The 20,612-nt window shown below is 43.3% G+C and carries 17 protein-coding genes; 3 read left to right on the forward strand and 14 right to left on the reverse strand.

Features of this window, described 5'->3' with window-relative positions; translation table 11 throughout:
• Window positions 1-191: 191 nt before the first annotated feature.
• The gene (locus IGI94_RS13030) at window positions 192-1,406 is read left to right on the forward strand and encodes an amidohydrolase family protein (RefSeq protein ID WP_429961512.1); all 1,215 of its coding nucleotides are present in this window, start codon (window positions 192-194) and stop codon (window positions 1,404-1,406) included.
• Between the two features lie 91 nt (window positions 1,407-1,497).
• On the opposite strand, the gene rbsK is transcribed toward IGI94_RS13030, so the two are convergent.
• From rbsK to IGI94_RS13085, 11 genes are all read right to left on the reverse strand, one after another.
• Window positions 1,498-2,427, reverse strand: a complete 930-nt coding sequence (rbsK, locus tag IGI94_RS13035) for a ribokinase (RefSeq protein ID WP_081487936.1) — start codon at window positions 2,425-2,427, stop codon at window positions 1,498-1,500.
• Window positions 2,428-2,431: 4 nt separating this feature from the next.
• A complete protein-coding gene (locus tag IGI94_RS13040) occupies window positions 2,432-2,926 on the reverse strand; it encodes a GNAT family N-acetyltransferase (protein WP_086297989.1) in 495 nt (164 codons plus the stop codon).
• Window positions 2,927-2,930: 4 nt separating this feature from the next.
• A complete protein-coding gene (gene dcuC / locus IGI94_RS13045) occupies window positions 2,931-4,301 on the reverse strand; it encodes a C4-dicarboxylate transporter DcuC (protein WP_005234077.1) in 1,371 nt (456 codons plus the stop codon).
• 12 nt (window positions 4,302-4,313) lie between these two features.
• Entirely contained in the window at window positions 4,314-5,234 is a 921-nt protein-coding gene (rihC, locus tag IGI94_RS13050; protein WP_438899858.1) for a ribonucleoside hydrolase RihC, read from the reverse strand.
• 140 nt (window positions 5,235-5,374) lie between these two features.
• Window positions 5,375-6,388, reverse strand: coding sequence for a LacI family DNA-binding transcriptional regulator (locus tag IGI94_RS13055; protein WP_438899859.1), 1,014 nt, complete (start codon window positions 6,386-6,388; stop codon window positions 5,375-5,377).
• Between the two features lie 151 nt (window positions 6,389-6,539).
• A complete protein-coding gene (locus tag IGI94_RS13060) occupies window positions 6,540-7,349 on the reverse strand; it encodes an alpha/beta hydrolase (RefSeq protein WP_008380605.1) in 810 nt (269 codons plus the stop codon).
• A 10-nt stretch (window positions 7,350-7,359) separates the two neighbouring features.
• Window positions 7,360-8,826, reverse strand: a complete 1,467-nt coding sequence (locus IGI94_RS13065) for an alpha-L-fucosidase (RefSeq protein ID WP_438899860.1) — start codon at window positions 8,824-8,826, stop codon at window positions 7,360-7,362.
• On the reverse strand, window positions 8,823-9,479 hold the full coding sequence (locus IGI94_RS13070) for an SGNH/GDSL hydrolase family protein (RefSeq protein ID WP_005234072.1): 657 nt from the start codon (window positions 9,477-9,479) through the stop codon (window positions 8,823-8,825). Before IGI94_RS13070 ends, IGI94_RS13065 begins: the two co-directional genes overlap by 4 nt.
• Before the next feature lie 138 nt (window positions 9,480-9,617).
• Window positions 9,618-11,366 (reverse strand): ABC transporter substrate-binding protein, encoded by a 1,749-nt coding sequence (locus tag IGI94_RS13075; protein ID WP_005234070.1) that lies wholly within the window; start codon window positions 11,364-11,366, stop codon window positions 9,618-9,620.
• Window positions 11,367-11,387: 21 nt separating this feature from the next.
• Window positions 11,388-12,320, reverse strand: a complete 933-nt coding sequence (locus IGI94_RS13080; protein ID WP_005234069.1) for a carbohydrate ABC transporter permease — start codon at window positions 12,318-12,320, stop codon at window positions 11,388-11,390.
• A gap of 15 nt (window positions 12,321-12,335) precedes the next feature.
• Window positions 12,336-13,277 carry an ABC transporter permease gene (locus IGI94_RS13085; RefSeq protein ID WP_005228459.1) on the reverse strand — a complete coding sequence of 314 codons (942 nt, stop codon included), beginning with the start codon at window positions 13,275-13,277 and terminating at the stop codon, window positions 12,336-12,338.
• A 234-nt stretch (window positions 13,278-13,511) separates the two neighbouring features.
• Here IGI94_RS13085 and IGI94_RS13090 point away from each other — a divergent pair, with 234 nt between their 5' ends.
• Both IGI94_RS13090 and IGI94_RS13095 read left to right on the forward strand, forming a co-directional pair.
• Window positions 13,512-14,117 carry a YesL family protein gene (locus IGI94_RS13090; protein ID WP_005234068.1) on the forward strand — a complete coding sequence of 202 codons (606 nt, stop codon included), beginning with the start codon at window positions 13,512-13,514 and terminating at the stop codon, window positions 14,115-14,117.
• Complete coding sequence (locus IGI94_RS13095) at window positions 14,114-15,910, forward strand: sensor histidine kinase (RefSeq protein ID WP_016621641.1); 1,797 nt, start codon at window positions 14,114-14,116, stop codon at window positions 15,908-15,910. The genes IGI94_RS13090 and IGI94_RS13095 overlap by 4 nt, the downstream gene beginning before the upstream one ends.
• Before the next feature lie 58 nt (window positions 15,911-15,968).
• On the opposite strand, the gene IGI94_RS13100 is transcribed toward IGI94_RS13095, so the two are convergent.
• From IGI94_RS13100 to IGI94_RS13110, 3 genes are read right to left on the reverse strand one after another with little or no spacing between them, the layout of a single operon-like run.
• Entirely contained in the window at window positions 15,969-17,432 is a 1,464-nt protein-coding gene (locus IGI94_RS13100; protein ID WP_438899861.1) for a family 43 glycosylhydrolase, read from the reverse strand.
• Complete coding sequence (gene yicI / locus IGI94_RS13105; protein ID WP_016612766.1) at window positions 17,433-19,703, reverse strand: alpha-xylosidase; 2,271 nt, start codon at window positions 19,701-19,703, stop codon at window positions 17,433-17,435. It lies immediately after the preceding gene.
• Complete coding sequence (locus tag IGI94_RS13110) at window positions 19,700-20,599, reverse strand: ROK family protein (protein WP_016621642.1); 900 nt, start codon at window positions 20,597-20,599, stop codon at window positions 19,700-19,702. Before IGI94_RS13110 ends, yicI begins: the two co-directional genes overlap by 4 nt.
• Window positions 20,600-20,612 lie beyond the last annotated feature (13 nt).

The following is a 20,612-nucleotide window of genomic DNA, read 5'->3' on the forward strand; positions in this document are numbered from 1 at the left end:
ACATATTACCAGACATCTTTTCTCTATTCAAGCGTTTTCATAAAAAAATAATGTTTATTTTTTCCGATTTCCTAATGGAAAATCGCGTAAATACTAAAACGTTTTAGATTGTCTGTTTTTTTGCAAGCGATTTGGTTGGGAACCAGCTTTACTTGTGATACCATGAAGCAAATACGAAAGAAGGCGATTTCTTGGATTTATGGCTTACAAATGTACAACTTGAGACGAGTTATTTAAAAGAAGGCGATTGGTCTTATGGAACCAAAACAGAAAATACAGCAATCGGAATCAATGATGGAAAAATAGCGAAGATCGTGCCGATGACCGAATGGCAGGCATCAAGCGAAGCGACGATCATTGATGGGGGAAATCAGTTATTGTTGCCAGGATTGATCGAAAAACATTGTCATTTGGACAAAAGTAAATTAGGTACTCCTTGGCGTCCAGTAACGCCGGCAGCTAGCTTGGTGGAACGATTTGAAACTGAGATTCCCCAATTAGATGCCTTGCCGTTATCGATCAAAGAACGCGGACAAGCGCTAATCGATTTAGAACTGCCTCATGGTGCGGTGATGTTCCGCTCACATATTGATATTGAACCAATGACTCAGCTGCGTTATTTTGATGCGATTACCGAATTAGTTGCCGAACAACCTTTTGGCTCGGAGTTGGTCTTATTCCCACAACATGGCTTATTGCGCTCAAATGCTGCTTCTTTGATTGAAGAAGCCTTAGCAACGGGCAAAGCATCTTTTATTGGCGGTGTTGATCCTTATACACTCGATCAAGATTACCAGGCTTCCTTACGGACAACTTTTGAACTTGCTCAAAAAGGACATGTCGGGATTGACCTCCATCTTCACGATCGGCAAGAAGCTGGCAGAGCGACCGTCAAAGAAATGATTCGTTTGACGAAGGAATTCAATATGCAAGGAAATGTGGCGATCAGTCACGCCTTTGGTCTAAATGACTTTGAAGGCACAGAACGCAAAGAAGTCTTTCAAGCCTTAGCAGATTTAGAGATCCACATCATTTCAAGTATTCCCATCAGCCCTGGCACGATTCCACCGCTTAAGGAATTGCAAAGCTATGGCGTTGCTGTTCATATTGGTTGCGACAACGTCTATGATTCTTGGTCTTCTCTAGGAGATGGTTCTTTACAAGAAAAACTGGCCCGCTATTTAGAGATTTTTGCCGTCAAAAGTCAGGAAGACTTGACGCAAGCATTAGGTTTAGTCACGGATGGCAAAGTCCCGTTGGATAAAAACGGTGTGCAGCAATGGCCTAAGGTTGGTGATTCGGCTGATTTCTTACTGACACCAGCTACTTGTACGGCAGAATTCGTTGCCCGTAAAGGCTTCGTCAGCAAAAGCTTTTATCAAGGAACAGTTGTTTTCACCGCATAAATCTTACCTATATAAAAGGCATCTGCGCTTCTTTTTAGAGGCGCAGATGCCTTTTTTCAGGAATAGTCGTTTGCTAATTGTACATAGCCTTTCAGGTAAATGAATCAACCTGCTGCTTCATAAACTCTTCTATTTCACTTCTTAGTGGCATTCCTGTTTGAGCCCCCAGCTTTTGAACGGACAGACTAGCTCCATTATTCGCCATAGAAACGGCTTCATAAAAATCGGCTCCTTCCCCTAAAGCTGCTGCCAAGATGCCATTAAAGGTATCCCCTGCACCGGTAGTGTCTACAACTGAAACTTTGTTCGATGGAATCGTCACAACTTGTGACTTTTCTACAAATGTTACCCCTTTGCTTCCTCGTGTGACAACGATTCGCGTGGCATATTTTTTTTGCCAATCAGCAATGACCTGCTCAATTTCGTCTTCCAAAATGGCCTCTTTACCGATCAAAGCGGCAAATTCCGTTTCATTTGGTGTCAAAATATCAATATACGGCAGGAGTTCCGGTACGATTTCATTGTAAGGAGCAGGATTCAAAATCGTTAGAACTCCTTTTTTCTTGGCAAGAATCAATGCTTGTTTGATTGTTTCCACAGGAATTTCCAGTTGAGTAAGTAAGATATCCCCTTGTGAAAGTTCACTGATTGTTTGCTGAACGTAGGCTTCATCGATCAGTCCATTCGCACCGGGGACGACAGTGATACAATTATCCTCTGCTAATTTAAAAATACTCGCAATTCCTGTGAACATATTTTTTTCACGGGAAACAGCCGATAAATCGAGAGCTTCTCTGCTGAGGTGCTGAAGAACCTTTTCCCCAAAAGTATCTTCCCCGATTTTCCCTAAAAATTTTGTTGATGCACCGTAACGAGAAGCTGCCACTGCTTGATTTGCTCCTTTGCCCCCGACAAAATAATCAATTTGCTCCCCAATGATCGTTTCGCCGATCCTCGGCATTCGTGTTGTCGTGATCACGATATCCATGTTCACACTACCTAAAATCGTTATCTTACTCAAAAAATCACCTATTTCTCTTGAATATATAAAAAGGACCAAAGGCTTCCCGACCCTCAATGGTCGTTTCACCAACCTTTAAAAACCCTGTTTTTACAAATAATCGCTGCATGGGCAGATTGGTATGATTTGTGATTGAAAGAAGTGTTTCCCCTTCATCACACTGTTGTTCCAAACAGCTTCTGATCCACTGGCGGCCAAAGCCTTGCCCCGCTTGAGATGGTCTCGCAACGAGTCGCTGAATCGTTCTTATCCCATGATATTCTTTGCTACAATTTGACAATGAGTCAACTGACAAAACACCGACACTTACAATGTTTTTATTTTCATCCTTCAACACCAACAGTTCCTTTTTCTCGATATCCTTCGCTAAGATTTCTAGGGAGGGATAAGTATCAGTCCACTGGTAGATTTTCCTTCTATTCATCTGCTGCTTTGCTTCGATGAACAGTTGAAAAATCTCTGCTAATTCTTGCCGTGACGCCCTTTGTAGTTCATTCATGACTCTAGTAAGGGAGCAATACCAACGACAAAATGACCACTGCTATAATCCCAACGATCGTTGGAACGCTGGTTCGTTTCAGTAACCGAACAGGGCTGACGTCGATTGAAGAAGACACAATCATAATTACAGCGGCAACTGGTGAGATCGTTCTGCCAAGATTGGCGATCATCTGCATTGGCAAGGCGATCAAAATCCCGTCAATTCCCGCTTTAGCGGCAATATCGGGAATCAGTTCAATCACAGCGTAAAACATCGCCAATCCTCCGCCACTCAAAATACCGAACAATGCGGTTGCGCCGCTGAATATCAATGCCGTTAACACGCCAGCAGATTGAGAATTTTCTACCGCACTCATTAGTGAATCAATCACTCCTAAGCTTTGGATAGCTGTGGTAAATAATGATCCACCCACAACCAACATGACTACTTGACTAAACCCTTGTCCCATTCCTTTGAATAGTTCCACTGCACTTTCTTGCGCGATTTTGAAAGATTTCTTTCTCAAACATTCAATCAGTAATGCGACAAAAAAGGAAATCATCGTTAGGACGAAAATATCCATTGTTACACCTTCTTTGAATATACCGATTATACCAACGATAATGATCAACACCAAAGGAAGGAGTGGTAAAATTGCATAAAATCCAGGAACAGCCGTTTCTTCTGACTTACTTTCAATTTCTTTTAGTTCTACAAAGGCATCTTTGCCTTCTTTTTTATCACAATACGTTTGCCAAAAGTAATGAACAATGGCCATGATCAGCAATGTTGGGATGGAAATTTTCGCATGGTACAGAACATAAGTTAAGATGTTGTAATTCAATGTCTGAGCCGCAATCACATTATCCGCACCTAATGGCGTCGGCATGATCGTGGCAGTCATTGCGATAACACCGGCTGCTGTTAAGGAAGAGATACCAATCCCTTGAAGCAGTGGATAAAGGATTGCCATCAAAATTATTGCCAAACTAGATGCACTTGGGACGACTAATGACATCAAATTCCCTAATAAGAAAACGATCGGAATAAATAATGCCTTAGACTTGATTTTGGTCATTGGCTGAACCAGGATATTGACAGCTTTTTGATTGGCACCAATGAGATTCATATAACCTGAATATCCGAATAAGATCATGATCACTAGACCAGCAGAACTTACTTGAGAGATGATCGTATCTTTAAGCTTTAAAAAAATATCGAATAAGGCCAAGCCAGTCCCTTCGCCTTCTGGGTAAAGCGGATTTCCTAAAGCAACGGATGCACAAAGCAAGACAAGTGCCCCAATAATCAAAATCAATGCTGGATTATAACTCTTAATAATAAAATATCCGACGATCCCCAAAACAACGAGTACTAAAATCGCTTCTATCATTTCTTTCCCCTCCTATTTACACTTGCTGATTGCCTGTAAAAACCATTCTTTAAAGAGCGCTTCATCGATATCGACACAAACACGGCAATTGTTTTTCTGCTTCAGACGATTGTTGAGATCGACAATTGTCGCACCTGCTGTGTAGGCTCCTTGTGTTTCGATCGCAACAAAAGTCTCTTGAACAGTGAACATCTCTGGACACAAAAGATAAGCGATCGCACAACTGTCATACATTTTCAGCCCCGTGCCAAAACTGCCACCACGGTATTTTTTGAATAATTGAACCATCATATCTCCGGTTTGATTCATTTCTTTGATTTTTGCGCTGTCTTCTGGGTAAACAAGCGCTTTTGCGCCCACATCTAATGGTGCTACAGAAAGTGGTAAGCCGCTCTCAAAAACAATCGTTGCAGCCTCGGGGTCAATCGCAATATTGAACTCTGACAATACACCAAAGTTTCCTCTGCCTAAGGCTCCGCCCATTAAAACGATCTCATCGATTTTTTCTTTGACTTCTGGATAAATCTTAAGCAAAAGAGCAATATTCGTTAGAGGACCTAATGCGACAATTGTGATTTTTTCTTTATTCTTTTTGATCGTTTGATACATCGTTTCCACAGCTGAAGTTTCCAGCAGCAATGAACGATCTGGTTCTGGAAATGAATAGCCGGCCATTCCTGTGACCCCATGAACATCGCTGGCATCTTTGACTGCTCGCGTTAGTGGCTGAGATGCACCTTGTGTTGCTGGAATCGACAAATCCCAAAAGGAAAGCAGTTTCAGTAAATTATTGGTGACATGTTCAATACCGACATTTCCGGCCACTGTCGTGATCAACTTGACCTCCAAGCCTTCACTAAATAGAGCAATTCCCAACGCAACTGCATCATCGATCCCCGGATCCGTATCAATAATGACTTCTTTTTTTGACATACGTATTCTCCTCTCACCTTTGATAAAACGTTTTATCATTTTTCTAAAAAAAGCGAACATCTGATAAAGCGTTTTATCTAATGTTCACACAAAGAATAGCATCGTTTTAAAGCGCTGTCAATAGTAAAAAAAGAGTTTCGCTAGGAAACTCTTTCAGTCACACTGTTCTTTTTTATCAATCTAGGTGTCAATTGGACGTAACGTGGCTTCTGTCCGCTGATTGCATTCATCAAGGCAAGAACCGTTTTTTCACCTAAATCATTTACATCTTGTTCCACAGACGTTAGAGATACTTCTAAAAGATCATTCAAAACAAGATTGTCGTATCCTACGATCGAAACATCCTCTGGAACCTTGATTCCTAGTTCTTTGGCACGCTTCATAATTCCCAATGCAATCAAGTCGTTGCCAGCAACAATGCCGGTTACATCTCGGTTTTTTAAGAGAATGTCTGCTTTTTCATAGGCGTCTTCAAATTGGAACTTTGTTACCACATGCCAACTGTCTTTTCGTTGGAGATTGAATTCCTTCAGCGCATCTAAATAGCCTTGGTATCGATACACACAATTGATATTTTTATCAGGGTTCATCATCGTACCAATCTTTTTGTGTCCTTTTTTTATTAGCTCACTGGTAGCAATGTATCCCCCATGCCGATTATTATAAATGACTTGATCGACCTCAAAGTTATCTATTCCTCTATCAACCAAAACGATTGGAACCGAAAGATTCTTCAATCGTTCTTTGGTTTGTACCTCATCCGCGTAGGATTCGGTTGAAAGGGCGATGATCAACGCATCAACGTTGCGGTCAATCAGGAGCTGAATCAATTCCTTCTCAACGTCAACTTTATCATCTGAGTTGACCAAAATCAGCAGATACCCCTGTTTTCGCAGCAAATCTTCTAAGACCTTGGCCAAGTTGGCAAAAAAAGGATTGTTGATATCTGGGATGATCAGTCCGATCGTATTGGTTTTTTTCAAAACCAGGCTTTTAGCCGCAGCATTCGGCGTATAATTGTTTTCTGCCGCCAAGCGCTTGATTTGCTGTTTTTTTTCTTCTGTGATCCGAATCGGTTTGTCATTTAACACTTGAGAAACGGCTGCGATCGATACACCTACTTCTTTTGCAATGTCTTTTAATCTGACTTTCACTGAATACCCCTTTCGCTTTCCTAATTTTGTAAATGAACCAAGCACTCAATCTTATGTTTTCAGTAAATCCTTTTTATACTGCTGAAAAAACGGATTTGAGAATTAGACAAAGATGATTGATTAAAGATTATACTGTTTTTTTGAATTCCTCTTAGATGTTCCACCTCACCCAATCAGCAAACAATTCTGGCCAACGGACAACCGATGCTTCGATCCCGTGTTGATTGCCGTTGGCGGTTTCCGGTGTTCCTAAACTTAGTCCATGACCACCGCGAGGGAAAATGTGCAGCTCATAAGGTATATTAAATTTGCGCAGCTGTTCGGCAAAAAGGAGGCTGTTTTCCGCCAAGACTAATCCATCTTCTAACGTATGCCAAAGAAACGTCGGCGGTGTCTGTTCATTGACTAAAGTCTCTAAAGACAAAGCGGCTTTTTCTGTTTCATAGCGATCTGCTAATAATGAACGGAAGGAATCTTGGTGCCCAAGTTCACCACTAGATAAGACCGGATAACTCAACAGTAACCCGTTAGGTCGCCATTCTTCATTGGCTCCTTGTAAAGCCTCTGCTAGAAAAGGTTGCTGCCAAGACACACCCAGATTAGCAGCTAAGTGACCACCAGCTGAAAAACCGGCAACAATGATTTTTTCAGGATCGACGTGCCAGACCTCATGATTGGTGCGCACAAGACGAACGGCAGCCGCCAATTCCTTTAAGGCTAACGGATAGACAGCCGGTTTGATACTATAATGCAACACAAAGGCTTGGAAACCAAAGCTCATCATTTTGATGGCGATGGGTTCCGCTTCGCGATCAGACAACATTTCATAGCCGCCGCCAGGACAGATGATGACCGCTGGTCGAACACGATCTGGTTCCATTTCAGGAGAATTTTCCATGACATACGTGGTTAAACTGGCTTGGCTTTCTGGTAAAAGTGCGGTTCTTTTTTCATGTATCACGGATTGCGCCTCATTTCATTGTAATTTTATAGACGATTGGTTGGTCGGTTTCAATTGGTTCAAAAGTTAGTTGCAAGCCTTCATCGGTCACTTGCCAATCAATAGGCTGTTCTTCGTGTCCTAGAATCGTCACGGTTTGGATGATGCCGTGAAATTCTGGCAAATTTTGATCTTTAGACTGGGCCAGTGCTTGGATCCTTGCGTGTCCATTCTCAGGACTTGCCATGCCAATAGCATACAACGAATCCCCCTGAACCGTAAAGCGGAAATCCTGGCTCGTGTATGTCGTCGCCTGTGCCTCTTGAAATTGGCCTGAGACAACGGTCGTGGGTCCTTCCCCGGCTTTGCGCCATGGTTTCGCTTCATAAATGGCTTCACCGTTTACATCCAGCCACGCACCGATTTCTTTTAAGATCGTTTGATCTTTTTCTGGGATCGAACCATTCCCTTTCGGCCCGATATTCAAAAGAAGATTGCCATTTTTACTGACGACTTCGATCAAATCCTGTAAAATCTCACGCGTTGTTTTGTAATCCAACGTTGTGGTATAACACCATGAATTGCGAGCGATCGCTGTATCTGTTTGCCAGTAAAAAGGTTGTGGTTCGGCAAATTTTCCCCGTTCGATCTCCACAATACCACTACCAAACATCATGGCATCGTGTTTGTAGCAGATACCAACTTGTTTGCCCCATTCAGCCCCACGATTGTAATAGTAAGCAGCGAAAACTTGCAGGTGCTCCTTGAAGGCTTCGTGTTGGATCCACCAATCAAAATACAGCAGCTCTGGTTGATAGTTGTCGACGAGTTCACAGGTTCGCAGTAGCCAATCATCTAAAAACTCTTTTGAGGGATATGGCTCGCTATACAAATCTTGATTATCAGGTTCTGGCATAGCAGGCCAATAAAAGTCGCCTTTTGCTAACGGTTCCTTGATGTCGCTGTCAAATTCCTTACCATGTCCCATGAAAAACCAATGTTCGGCACGATGAGATGAGGTGCAAAAATGCAGGCCTTGTTCCTCAGCTGCTTCTTTTAATTCCGCAAGAATATCTTTTTTCGGTCCCATAACTGCCGCATTCCATTCAGAAAGCTCGCTTTTGTACATCTGAAACCCATCGTGATGTTCTGCAACGGGAAAAAGATAATTGGCACCGGCTTGTTTGATCAGTCGAATCCACTCATTTGCATCGAATTTTTCTGCAGTAAATATGGGAATAAAGTCTTTGTAGCCGAAGTTTTTTTGCGGACCGTAGGTGTTGATATGGTGATCGTATTCCGGATGGTGTTTGATGTACATATTTCTGGAGTACCACTCGTTATTAAATGCAGGAACACTATACAATCCCCAATGAATGAAGACCCCAAATTTTGCTTTGGGGAACCATTCCGGTAGAACAAAAGCGCCCAAAGATTGCCAATTTGGGAAAAAGGGGCCTTGATGCGCGACTTGGTGGATCGTTTCTACTGTGATCATGGTCTTTCCTCCAAAATACCGACTGTTTCCAGCCATGTTTTTGCAATCAACACATGTCCTGCAGTCGACGGATGCACACGATCACTGCTTAAGACATAGGATGACTGATAAAGCAAAAAATCATCAAACTTTTCCTGCGTATCTCCTAAAAGGATACCATACTCTTGCGCTACTTTAGCAAGCACGTGTTGGTAGTTGGTAAGCATTTCTCTTAGTGGATCTTCTTTGTTGGCTTCAACCATAAACGGGGTCAAGAGAATCATTCCTTTGACACTCGGTAATGTCTGAGCGATCAAATCACGCAACTCTGATTCAAATCTTTCAATCCCCACCAGTTCCGTTTGAGCAAATGTGCCATCAAAATGCCGCCACACATCATTTACACCGATCATGATCGTTACCCAATCTGGTTGAAATGCCAATACATCATCCTTCCAACGCTTCTTCAAATCGACGACTGTATCTCCACTGATGCCTCGGTTAACGATCATTAATTCCATTTGTGGGAGTAATGCTGTGGTATAGGCGTTGATCAGATGAACATAGCCGTCCCCCCATGACGACCATCCCGCAGGTATCGCTTGATAATTTCGATTACTATCTGTGATCGAATCCCCCATAAAAAGCAGACGATCTTTTTTATCCACTATCATTGTTTTCCTCCTTAAAGAAAGAAGACTGATCCGCTGGTGCTGGATCAATCTTCTTAAGTGATTGCTTAACCAAACGCTGTTTACTCACTTTTGTCAAGGAACCGTTGACCAACCATTTTTATGATTCTTTGTTTTTGATTAGTCCCCAAATTCTTTCGCTACTTCTACCCGTTTTTCGTTTTGATCTTTCGCATTATTCATGTCAAATTCTAGCACTGTTTGATAGCCTAAGCCGTCTGCTGTTTCTTGCATTTCTTTTAGCAATTGGTCAAATTCTGCTTCATCTTTGGCAAAAACCATTCGCCAAGAGTACTCGATGATTGTCGCTTTGGCTTGGTTCCGCAACGTAGAGATCTCTGAACTATCTTCTGGCGCTACATAGCTGGCACCAGGGGCAACTAACAATTGGTCGTTCTCCTCTAAATAGCCAATGGTCGATTCTGCACCACCCATATTTTTTGACCAATCTTCTTTTACAGGATCGGTTGTTTCATTTTGATAGCTTTCCCACATCGTATAAGCATATGGGAAGCCGGTATCAGGATTGATATCGATCGGTAATACCGTATTGACGTTTAGCGCGGATACACCATCTTTGTAACTTCCGCCACCATATTCTTCTGGCACATCCCCATCGCCATCTAGCAACGCTTGTTTCCCAAACTCAGTTAAGACAGGCTCGCCATCTTTCATTTCCCAAGTTAAGCCTTCAGGGCCACTACTACCGCTTGTTTGAGAAGAATTTGCTAACACGCCTTCTGAAGAGTAGAGCCAGTCAATAAAGGCTGCGATTCGCTCTGGGTCTTCGGCATTTGAACCGATCCCGATAAATTGTTTGCCACCGTAAACTTCCGCACCATAAGAGAAGATTTTTTGGTCTTGAATCGGTGCCAACATAAAGCCTTTTCCTTCATTCAAGTTCGTAGTCGTATTAAAAGCCGCTTGACCTAACCAAGGCCACCATGAGAATAAGACTTGTCCTTCTTGGAATTTGGCAAAAAGTGTATCGTAATTTTGCGTCGTTGATTCTGGATCCACTAAGCCCATTTGATTGGCTTGGAAATAAAACTTAAGTGCGCGAATATATTCAGAATCACTATCGAGAATGCTTTGATAATCAGAACCATCCGCTTTTGCCAAGACAAAACCTGATTCATCGTACCCATAGTAGGTGACCAGCTGTTTGCCTGCATTCATCATGTTGCCGTCCCAATCGCTGAATAGAGAAAACCCATAAACTTTTTTCCCAGAATCTGTTGTTGGATTGTCTTCTTGCATTTTTTGAATCACAGGAAGCAGGTCTTCCAATGTACCGATTTCTGGATATCCTTGATCCCCATAAAGATCCCAACGCACATAAGCACCAAATGTAGGATCTAATCCTTCTGAAGGATCGGTGGCTTTTAATGTAGAAACGGAAGTTGGAAAGCCATATAGACCATCGGCATCTTTGTTTAGATTTTGAACAGCCGCATCGAAGCGCTGAACATTTTCCATAGTTTCATAATACTCGCTCGCATCGGTCAACAAACCAGCTTCAACCAATTCGTTGTATTGTTGGCCATTATCAACAATGATCAAATCGCCCAAATCACCTGCTGCCGTCCTCGTTTGATAAAGAGTGTCTCCGTTTCCAGCAACGTTTGGTGCGATGATGTTCAATTCCATATTGAATTTATCCCGCACGATTTTGGCAAACCAACCTTCTTGCATCCCCATATAGTTGGCTAGCCCATTATAGACATCGATCGTGATCGTTTCATCGTAGCCACTTTCGCTGGAAGCAGCGTCTGTGTCAGAGTCAGCCGCTCCTCCACAGCCGGCTAAACTACCTAGCAATGTCATGCCTAACAAACCTGTTGTTACATATTTCGACATTTTTTTCATTTTCTTCCCTCTTTCTTTTTATTAACCTTTCACCGCACCCAACATAATTCCTTTGACAAAATATTTCTGGAAAAGCGGATAAATAAACATGATTGGTAAAACAACAATGACTGAAACGGTCATGCGAATCGAAGTCGGTGTCTGCGTTGTTGCAGCTGAAGCGATACTGGAAAGTGATCCCGATGTATTTTTGACCATTTGTGCCAACGAATTGGCTTGATTGATATACGTATAAAGAAGGTATTGCAAGGAGTAGAGACTTTGATCCGTAATGTAAATCAGTGTATCTTGGAAAGAATTCCATTGACCAACTGCCGAGAAGATCGCGACTGTTGCTAAAATCGGCGTACAGTTGGGTAAAATTACCCGAAAGAATACTTGAATGATGCCAGCTCCATCCATTTCAGCTGCTTCTTGCAACGATTTGGGGATTGACTCAATATAGGTTTTCACTAAGATGATGTTAAAAGGCTGAACGACAGCCGGCAAAATATAGACCCAAAAATTATTCGTTAAACCTAATGTCTTCATCGTGATGAATAATGGAATCAGCCCTGCATTGAAATACATTGTAATCACGACAAAGCGATACCAAAATTTTCGTTTCCACATTTTTTCTTGGGTAAACATAAAGCCTAAGAAGGCTGAAGCTAAGACGGTTGCTGCTGTTCCGATCACCGTTCTAGCCACCGAAACGGTTGCGGCTAATGGCAACCCTTTTAGTTGTAACACTTGACTGTAGTTTTCAAAATGGATCTCTTGTGGAAAAAAGCGAATTTGTCCTAACGCACTCAACTCATTATTACTGATTGAATTAATAATCAAGTAATAAAAAGGATACGCACAAATCAACGTAATCAGAAAGAAAAAGGTATAATTGAGGATACTAAACGTCAGGTTTTCACGTTTGGGTACTTTTTTCGCCTTTTTCTTTTCACTAATCGATAGTTCCATAGATATCCTCCTCTCCTAAATAATGGAAGTCCCCCGAATTTTTTTCGAAGCAATATTGACGATGGCTAACAAGGCAACAGAAATGACACTTTTTAGCATACTGATCGCGGTAGCCAGAGATAGACTATTTCCACCCATCCCTAAATTGTAGACATACAAATCGAGGACTTGGATCGTATTTCGATTGAATGCATTTTGGAAAACAAAGTACTGATCCATCCCGTTGTTCAACAAGTTGGCGATAGACAGCATCAGCATCACAAGGAACGTCGGCATCAAGGCAGGCAGTGTGATATGACGCATCAGGTGGAAACGATTCGCCCCATCGATTCGTGCCGATTCATACAATTCGGGGTCAATTCCTGAAATGCCTGCAAGATACATGATGGCACCCCAGCCCAAGCCTTTCCAAATATTCCAAAGACACATCATAAGCCACGTATGATTGCCGCTATCCAAAAATTTGACTGGATCTGTAACGAAGCCCCATTCTTGCAGCAACGTGTTTACCAGCCCTGTTGAAGAAAACAAGCTAAAGGCGATCGTATACACCAAAACCCAACTGATAAAATTCGGCAGCGTGGTCAGCGTTTGGACCAAGTTTTTAAACCATTTGCACTTGATTTCGTTCAATAAAATGGCGAAGCCTACTGGTAGGATCGAAGTGGCGATCCCTAAAAAACTCATGGCAAAGGTGTTTTTCATTACTTGTACGATCTGATCCACTTGTGTTGGACTAGAGACAAGAAGTCGAAACCATTTGAAGCCTACAAACTCGCTGCGCGCTAAACCTAATGCTGGTTTGTAATCATAAAGTGAATAAATCCATCCGTGCAAAGGAAAATAAGAGAACAAAAACACGAGAATCAGAAAGGGAACGATACATAAAAACAAAATCTTCCCTTCTCGTGTCACCCGCTTATTTTTTCTTGGGACACTGCTTAGTTTACTTTCCATTTTCCTCCCCCTTTTTTGTAACCGCTTTTACATTTTTAATACTAGCACCTGAAATCTCATTTGCCACCTGTTAAAAATAGAGGTCAATCCGTACATTTTAGACTTTATTTTTCTTTTATTTATAAAGAATGCTGATACATCAAGGTTTCAGATAAAAGACACCTAAATGGCAAGGCTTTCAAAATTTGTTTTTTGCGAGTACTATAGGAATATATCAATTTTGGAGGGATAAAAATGAAGTACAATCCTGATGGTCAACTGTACAAAATAACCACCGTTTTTTCACAATTCACATTGTTAAATTTACTATATATCATTAGCTGTTTGCCAATTATTACGATTGGAGCTGCGACAGCTGCCCTTTATGAAGTGACGATTCGTTATGCGGATGAAGAGCGTGGTGAATTGATCGTGGGCTATGTCCGAGCGCTACGAGCAAACTTTATGAAAGCCACCGGTAGTTTTCTCCTTCTTGGATTGCCCATGGTAGCACTACTGTATAGTAGCTTGTTTTGGTTTTCCTCAAAAACCATTCTTGCCAGTATTTTTGCCTTCGTTCTAATTGTTACAGCTATTTATCTGTTTATTGTGTTAGTCTATTGCCTCGCGTTAATTGGACGTTATGAAAACAGCTTTAGGCAAACATTAAAAAACGCGTTTCTGTTACCGATTGCGGACCCTATCCGTTCGTTAGCCCTCGCGCTTATTCCTATCGCTGCGTTTTGTTTTGTTGTTTTATTTCCATTGTTTAAATTCCTCTTGTTGATTTTTGGTTTTTCTTTCGTTATTTATTGTAGTTCGTTCCTGTTGCTTTCTATCTTTCGTAATCAACAAGCATGAAAAAAATCAGTCATCTCTCACTTTTTCGTCGTCTGAGTCAGTTTTCCATTCGGCGACAATTATTCATTCTTTATCTGCCTGTTGTTTTTTTATCCACAGTGACTATAGGTCTCTTATTGGTCTACGATTCAACCAAACAGCTGACAGGCAATTACCAACACTTGGCAGAGTTGAATGCTCAGCGTGTCAAATCTGTTCTTTTTGATACAACAAACACGCTGACCAACACGGCGAGTTCCTTATCAAACGATACTCATCTACGTCAGCTTTTAACTGCCAATTACCTTGACGACCAAGAAGCGATCGTGGACATCAATAGCTATGATCAGCTAGATGAGATCAGAAATCTTCAAACCTCGATTGCGAAATTAACTATCTATACGACGAATCAAACCATTCCGAACTATAAATATTTTCAACAGGCAGATGACACAATTCAAGCGACCGCCTGGTACCAACGAGCCCTCAAGCAACCCGATGCTTTTTTGATGACGATGCCAGAGGATTACAAAGCAAATCGTTTGAGTCTTTATAAAACGTTGCCTTTGCCTTTATCAAAAGAAACTGCCGTTTTGGAGATCCAAGTCGATTATAATTATCTCAGCAACCGACTTCGTAATTCATCCTATGAATTGGAATTACAGTTAAATGATGATGTCATCTTTTATAGCGACAAAATCAATCAAGTCGGTGAACCGGGACAGCTTACAACTCTTTCTGAGCCGCAAACGAGTGCTGCCTTTTTAAAAGATGATGGTACCAAGGTGATGCTCACCAAAAGCACCTTACCCATGAGTAACAAAGAAGACATCATCACAATTTATAGTGCGGATACAAATGCCTATCGCAATCTACGCGCCAATCTGATCCGTTGGAGCACGATCGTTTTGGTGATTTTGATCACTACTTTCATCATCGTCTTTCTGTTTGCTCGATTCTTTACCAAACGAATTTCTCAACTGCAGCAGGCGGTCTACTTTGCCTCGATCGAGGATTATGATTTCTTTCAAAATATTAGCGGCGAAGACGAAATTTCTCAGATCTCTCTTGATTTCCATAAGATCATTCAACGAATCAAGAAAAAAGAAGAAGAGATCTACCGTTCGCGTCTGGCGCAGCAAGAGCTGTTGACTCAACAACAGCAAATGGAATTTAATATCTTAGCGGGGCAGATCAATCCCCACTTTTTGTTCAACACGTTAGAAACGATTCGCATGATGGCGCTGACTTCCGGCAATTCTGACGTCGTTTACGCCATCAAATTACTGGCAAAATCGATGCGCTATACGCTAGAAGCCCACGGAACCAAGCGAACGAGTTTAGAAGAGTCCTTAGATGCCGTTCACGTATATGTCAAGATCCAGCGGATGCGCTTTGGCGATCGAGTCAACTTTTCCTATTCAGTCTCCAATGAGATCGACCAAAAAGAAGTCCAAATATTGCCCCTCCTGATTCAACCATTGGTGGAAAACGCCATCTCCCATGGCTTGGAAGGCATCACCTATCCAGGGTTTGTCCGTTTGACGATCACCAAAGACGGCCATGATCTGGTGATCGTGGTACAAGACAACGGCAGCGGGATACCGCCAGAAAAACTCGAAGGCTTGCAGCAAAAAATCAAGACGCCCTCCACCCATGCCAAAAAGAACATTGGGCTAGCCAACGTCAATCATCGGGTCAAAATGTTTTATGGACCTGAATACGGCTTGACGATCGAGAGTGTGCTGGGTAGCGGCACACAAGTCATCTTGCGCATCCATGATCTAAGCCAAGATTCATTTTCTCTTCACTAAAACAGTAAAGCCCCCCTTCGATTCCTGTTTCAGAAATCGAAAGGGGGCTTTTGCTTGGTTAGAAATCCCACACACGAACTGTTTGTTGTGGTGAAGAAGCACTGGCGTAACAGCCCACCATGATCCCAGTAAAGACACCACCGACTTCAGTGGTCAGATATTTTGTTTCTCCACTGCCTAAAAGCTGTGCTTGTCCTTGTTCATCAAGAACAGAAAAACGATAGGTTTCTTTATCGGCGCTCAGCTGCAAGGTGACCATATCTGCTGCATAAGGCAGTTTCTTTTCAACTTTCCATAAGGAACCGATTTGTCGGCGGAAAACCAACTGTCGACTGATGGCTGTTTTTTCCAGGTAACCCTCATAGTGATGGGTGGCATTTAAGAAAACCGTCAATCCTGCTTGCCCATCCGTTAGTTGCCGACAATCAAAGGTTGCCTGAAATTGTTGCTCAAAGGCGGTTTGCCGTTGGAACACTGCGGCAAGTTTGCCTTGATCGGACAGACCCGTCTGATTAGGATGCAGCAAGAAGCCATGTGGCTCTTCTTCAATCAACGTCGGGGCCCATTCGAATAAAGTCACGTAATCAGGCTTGCTGCTCTCCTTCCGTGTTTCCTTTGGTACCACCGCTGTGTCTATCTGAACGGTTTCTGGCAAGTGACCTTCCTCGCCAAACACCGGCCATTGGTTTGACCAGTCCACCGGTAGCAGGCATGTTTCCCGACCTAACAAATGCCTCAAAGGATAGCTGATGGGGCGTACTGCCAGACAAACTGCCCACCAGTTGCCTTGGATATCTTGCACGAGGTCCGCATGCCCTGCAGCTTGCAGCGGCAGATTCGTACTGCGATTGGTCATCACTGGATTATTGGAACATGCTTCATAGGGTCCCGTCAAGGAACGGCTGCGGGCCATGGTCAGCATATGACCATAGGACGTTCCACCTTCGGAGATCAACAGGTAGTAATAGCCGTCTTTTTTATACAAGTGGGGGCCTTCTGGATCAGCCGCTCCGCTGCCTGTCCAAATGTTTTGGCGCGGACCTAATTCTCCAGAAGCCAAATTGATCGTCCGCAGATAGATCTCCTTATGGGTGCCTAAGTAATAGGTCTGCCCATCGTCATCTGCGAAAATCGTCGGGTCGATCCCAGGGGTGTCCAGCCAAATCGGGTCAGACCATTCACCGGCGATGTCATCTGTCCAGATCAGAAAGTTGCCTTCTCTTCCTTCGTTTGCCCCAACGTTGGTACAAACGAGGTAAAAGCGGTCCTTGATAAAACGCAAGGTTGGGGCATACAGACCAAAAGCGTTGGGGTTTTTCGTCGATAACTGCAGCTGCTCAGGTCGCGAAAGTCCATGACAAATCAGCTGCCAGTCTGCCAAGTTTTTACTGTGATAAATTGGTAATCCAGGAAAATATTCAAAAGTACTCGTCACCAGATAAAAGTCTTCACCGACACGGCAAATACTGGGATCTGGATGAAATCCAGGTAAAATTGGATTCGTGATGGTTCGCATCGGCATCTAGAACTCCTTTATCGTGGTTTGGTCAGCCGTCAGCTTATGGCTCGTTTTTCCAGCAGTCGTGTGAATCTGCAAGGATGCTTGCTGGATCCCTGTCAGCTTGACGATCAGTTCTTGATCGACTCTTTCAACAGCCACCTCGCCAATCCACTCACCGTGGTGATCATAGATAGCCGCAGCGGTCTTGTCTTGCGGATCAAAGAGATGGATCGTTGGATGTTCGGCATAGTCATAGACTGCTTTGGTTTGTTCATGGCCTTCGATAATCAGTTGATTTGGTCGGACTAACAGTGGCAAGTGGAAATAATCATAGGTTTCTTGGTACCAACGTCCGCCCTCGTAAGCTTTGCCAGATAAATAGTCGATCCAATGCCCCTTCGTCTTCGGTACGTAAAAGGAGACCGTTCCTTGATCATTAAAAATAGGCGCAACTAAAAGGTGTTCCCCCAGCATGTATTGGCGATCCAAATGATGGGTCATCTCGTCTTCAGGAAACTCTAAGACCATCGCCCGCATCATCGGAATCCCCGTTTGGGCGGTTAGCACCGATTGAGCTTGCAAGTAAGGCATCAAGGACAATTTTAACTTGGTAAAGGCTTTGGCTACCGCCACGGCTTCGTCGTCATAAACCCAAGGCACTTTGTATTCCCAGCTGCCATGGTAACGGCTATGGGAAGACAGCAGACCAAATTGTGTCCAGCGCTTGTAAAGGTCTGGGGTTGAGCCAGCTTCAAACCCTGAGATATCGTGGCTCCAATACCCAAAGCCGCCTAACCCAAAGGACAGACCTGCCCGCAGTGACTCTGCCATTGATGGATAATCTGAGGTACTGTCGCCACCCCAGTGTACAGGCAAGCGTTGCGAACCAACCGAAGCTGCCCGCGCAAAAACGATGGCTTCTTCTGCTCCCTTGACTTCTTTCAGCAAGTCAAAGACGACTTTATTGTATAGGTAGGCGTAATAATTGTGCATTTTTTCTGGATCAGAGCCGTCATAGTACACCGCATCGGTGGGAATCCGTTCACCAAAATCCGTTTTGAAGCAATCCACACCCATGTCTAATAAGGCACGCAGCTTGCTATTGTACCAAGCGACCGCTTCAGGGTTGGTGAAGTCGACGATCGCCAAACCTGCTTGCCATTTGTCCCATTGCCAGACATCTCCATTGGCGCGTTTCAAAAAGTAGCCATTGGCCATCCCTTCGTCAAACAAGGGTGATTTTTGCCCAATGTACGGATTGATCCAGACACAGATTTTCAATCCTTTGGCTTTCAAGCGCTGCAGCATTTTTTCCGGTTCTGGGAAAGTTCGTTCGTCCCACGTGAAGTTGCACCACTCGTATTCCTTCATCCATAAGCAGTCAAAATGAAAGACCTCAAGGGGAATCTCACGTTCTGCCATACCGTCTACAAAAGATGTTACGGTTTGTTCATCATAATCCGTCAAGAACGAGGTACTTAGCCACAACCCAAAGGACCACGCAGGTGGCAGCGACGGTTTCCCCGTCAAATCAGTGTAGCGCTGGATCACTTGTTTTAACTCATCACCGGCGATCACAAAGTACTGCAGCGTTTGTCCTGGATTGCTGAATTGAACACGAGAAACTTTTTCACTCCCCACTTCAAATTGCACCCGGTCGGGTGAATTGACAAAGACGCCATACCCTTTATTACTTACATAAAACGGAATATTTTTGTAAGCTTGCTCCGTACCAGTGCCCCCGTCGGCATTCCAGATATCAACACTTTGGCCGTTCTTCACGAAATTTGTAAAGCGTTCCCCTAAACCATAAATCGTTTCTCCCACATCCAGGGTCAACTGTTCGCTGATATGGGTATTTGCTTGCGGATCAATCACTAAGGCTTTGCTGCGAGGTTTGCTTTGGGTAATCAGCTGTTCTTTGTAATAAAACGAAGCTGTCACATTTTCCTCTTTGCTGATCACGACTTGCAAGTCTCCCGAGCGAAAAACATACGATTGCTCATCTTCTGAAATATCAGGAGTGATCTCTTCTGTCATCAATTCAAAGTTGGGGGCTTTGGCTTGGACCCCTTTATAATTGTAGAGGGTGATCCCAATGATATTGGTTCTAGGGGTAGTAACTTCCATCGTTAACAATCCGCCATCCAGTGTTGCCCCTTTATGCCCGACATAGCTATAAGGCAGATATAAGACCAATTTGTTTTCTTCTTTACGGGCATCGTAGACATGCACCGCAAATTTCACATCAAATCCTTCACGAAATAACCAACCGCCATCTGAAAATTTCATTTTTTTCCTCCTTGTTGGATCAATGTCAACGCCCCTAACAGACCAGAATCATTATAGTAACGACAAGTCTCTATCGGCACTTGGAAATCCGGCCAATGGGGGTTCTCATTGATTGCTTGTTTGATTATAGCTAATAGATCAGGGTTTTGGCTGATGCCGCCGCCGATCAGTATTTTTTCGGGATTCATCGTGACAGCTAGGTTGTAAATCGCAAGTGCGACATAACGTGCCCACTGTTTCAGAATCTCTTGCGTTTCAGGATCACTCGACCGCTGCTGCATGATGGTTTCGCCTAAAATCTCCTCTGATTCAGGAATCGCTTTTGCCCGTCGATAGGCATCAATCAGTCCTCTCGTTGAAGCTAGGTCATGGAGGGTCGCAAAAGAAGATGCTTGAAAATCAGTGATCATCATTCCGAATTCTCCTGCCCGAAACCCATTTCCGTGAATCAACTGGCGCTGATGAACGAGCGCGCCACCAATACCGGTGCCTAATGTGATCATGACAAAATCTTGTACGTCAGTAGCATTGCCGGTCGAGAGTTCTGCTAAAGCAGCACATTTCGCATCATTTTCGATCCAGATCGGATAAGACTTGGTTAAACGCTGCTGTAGCTCTTGTACGACAGCACAGCCGTGTAAAGGAGCCAACGCCCCCGCCATGATCGCTCGGCCATTGACTGAATCAATGAAACCAGGAAAACTCAGCCCGATCCCTTCGATAACATGCGCTTGCTCGACTTCTTGTATTTTGGCAGCTAAGGCAGCAAAAAATTCATCCCGCGTATTACTCGGGGTTTTGATTTTGCCTCGGTCCAGCCATTGATTCTTCTCGGTAAAAACCCCGAATTTGATATAGGTCCCGCCTACATCAAAGCACAGGCGTACATCTGTCATTTCTCCTCCTCCG

Origin of the sequence: Enterococcus sp. AZ149 (genome assembly GCF_051714285.1) — a bacterium.
GTDB classification, from domain to species: Bacteria; Bacillota; Bacilli; order Lactobacillales; family Enterococcaceae; genus Enterococcus_D; species Enterococcus_D entomosocium.

Excerpts from the sequence above, each read along its gene's own strand:
- IGI94_RS13080 (WP_005234069.1), bottom strand. The coding sequence starts at position 12,320 with ATGGAACTATCGATTAGTGAAAAGAAAAAGGCGAAAAAAGTACCCAAA.
- IGI94_RS13100 (WP_438899861.1), bottom strand. The coding sequence starts at position 17,432 with ATGCCGATGCGAACCATCACGAATCCAATTTTACCTGGATTTCATCCA.
- IGI94_RS13065 (WP_438899860.1), bottom strand. The coding sequence starts at position 8,826 with ATGATCACAGTAGAAACGATCCACCAAGTCGCGCATCAAGGCCCCTTT.
- dcuC (WP_005234077.1), bottom strand. The coding sequence starts at position 4,301 with ATGATAGAAGCGATTTTAGTACTCGTTGTTTTGGGGATCGTCGGATAT.
- IGI94_RS13040 (WP_086297989.1), bottom strand. The coding sequence starts at position 2,926 with ATGAATGAACTACAAAGGGCGTCACGGCAAGAATTAGCAGAGATTTTT.
- IGI94_RS13095 (WP_016621641.1), top strand. The coding sequence starts at position 14,114 with ATGAAAAAAATCAGTCATCTCTCACTTTTTCGTCGTCTGAGTCAGTTT.
- IGI94_RS13110 (WP_016621642.1), bottom strand. The coding sequence starts at position 20,599 with ATGACAGATGTACGCCTGTGCTTTGATGTAGGCGGGACCTATATCAAA.
- IGI94_RS13085 (WP_005228459.1), bottom strand. The coding sequence starts at position 13,277 with ATGGAAAGTAAACTAAGCAGTGTCCCAAGAAAAAATAAGCGGGTGACA.
- yicI (WP_016612766.1), bottom strand. The coding sequence starts at position 19,703 with ATGAAATTTTCAGATGGCGGTTGGTTATTTCGTGAAGGATTTGATGTG.
- IGI94_RS13090 (WP_005234068.1), top strand. The coding sequence starts at position 13,512 with ATGAAGTACAATCCTGATGGTCAACTGTACAAAATAACCACCGTTTTT.
- IGI94_RS13075 (WP_005234070.1), bottom strand. The coding sequence starts at position 11,366 with ATGAAAAAAATGTCGAAATATGTAACAACAGGTTTGTTAGGCATGACA.
- rihC (WP_438899858.1), bottom strand. The coding sequence starts at position 5,234 with ATGTCAAAAAAAGAAGTCATTATTGATACGGATCCGGGGATCGATGAT.
- IGI94_RS13070 (WP_005234072.1), bottom strand. The coding sequence starts at position 9,479 with ATGATAGTGGATAAAAAAGATCGTCTGCTTTTTATGGGGGATTCGATC.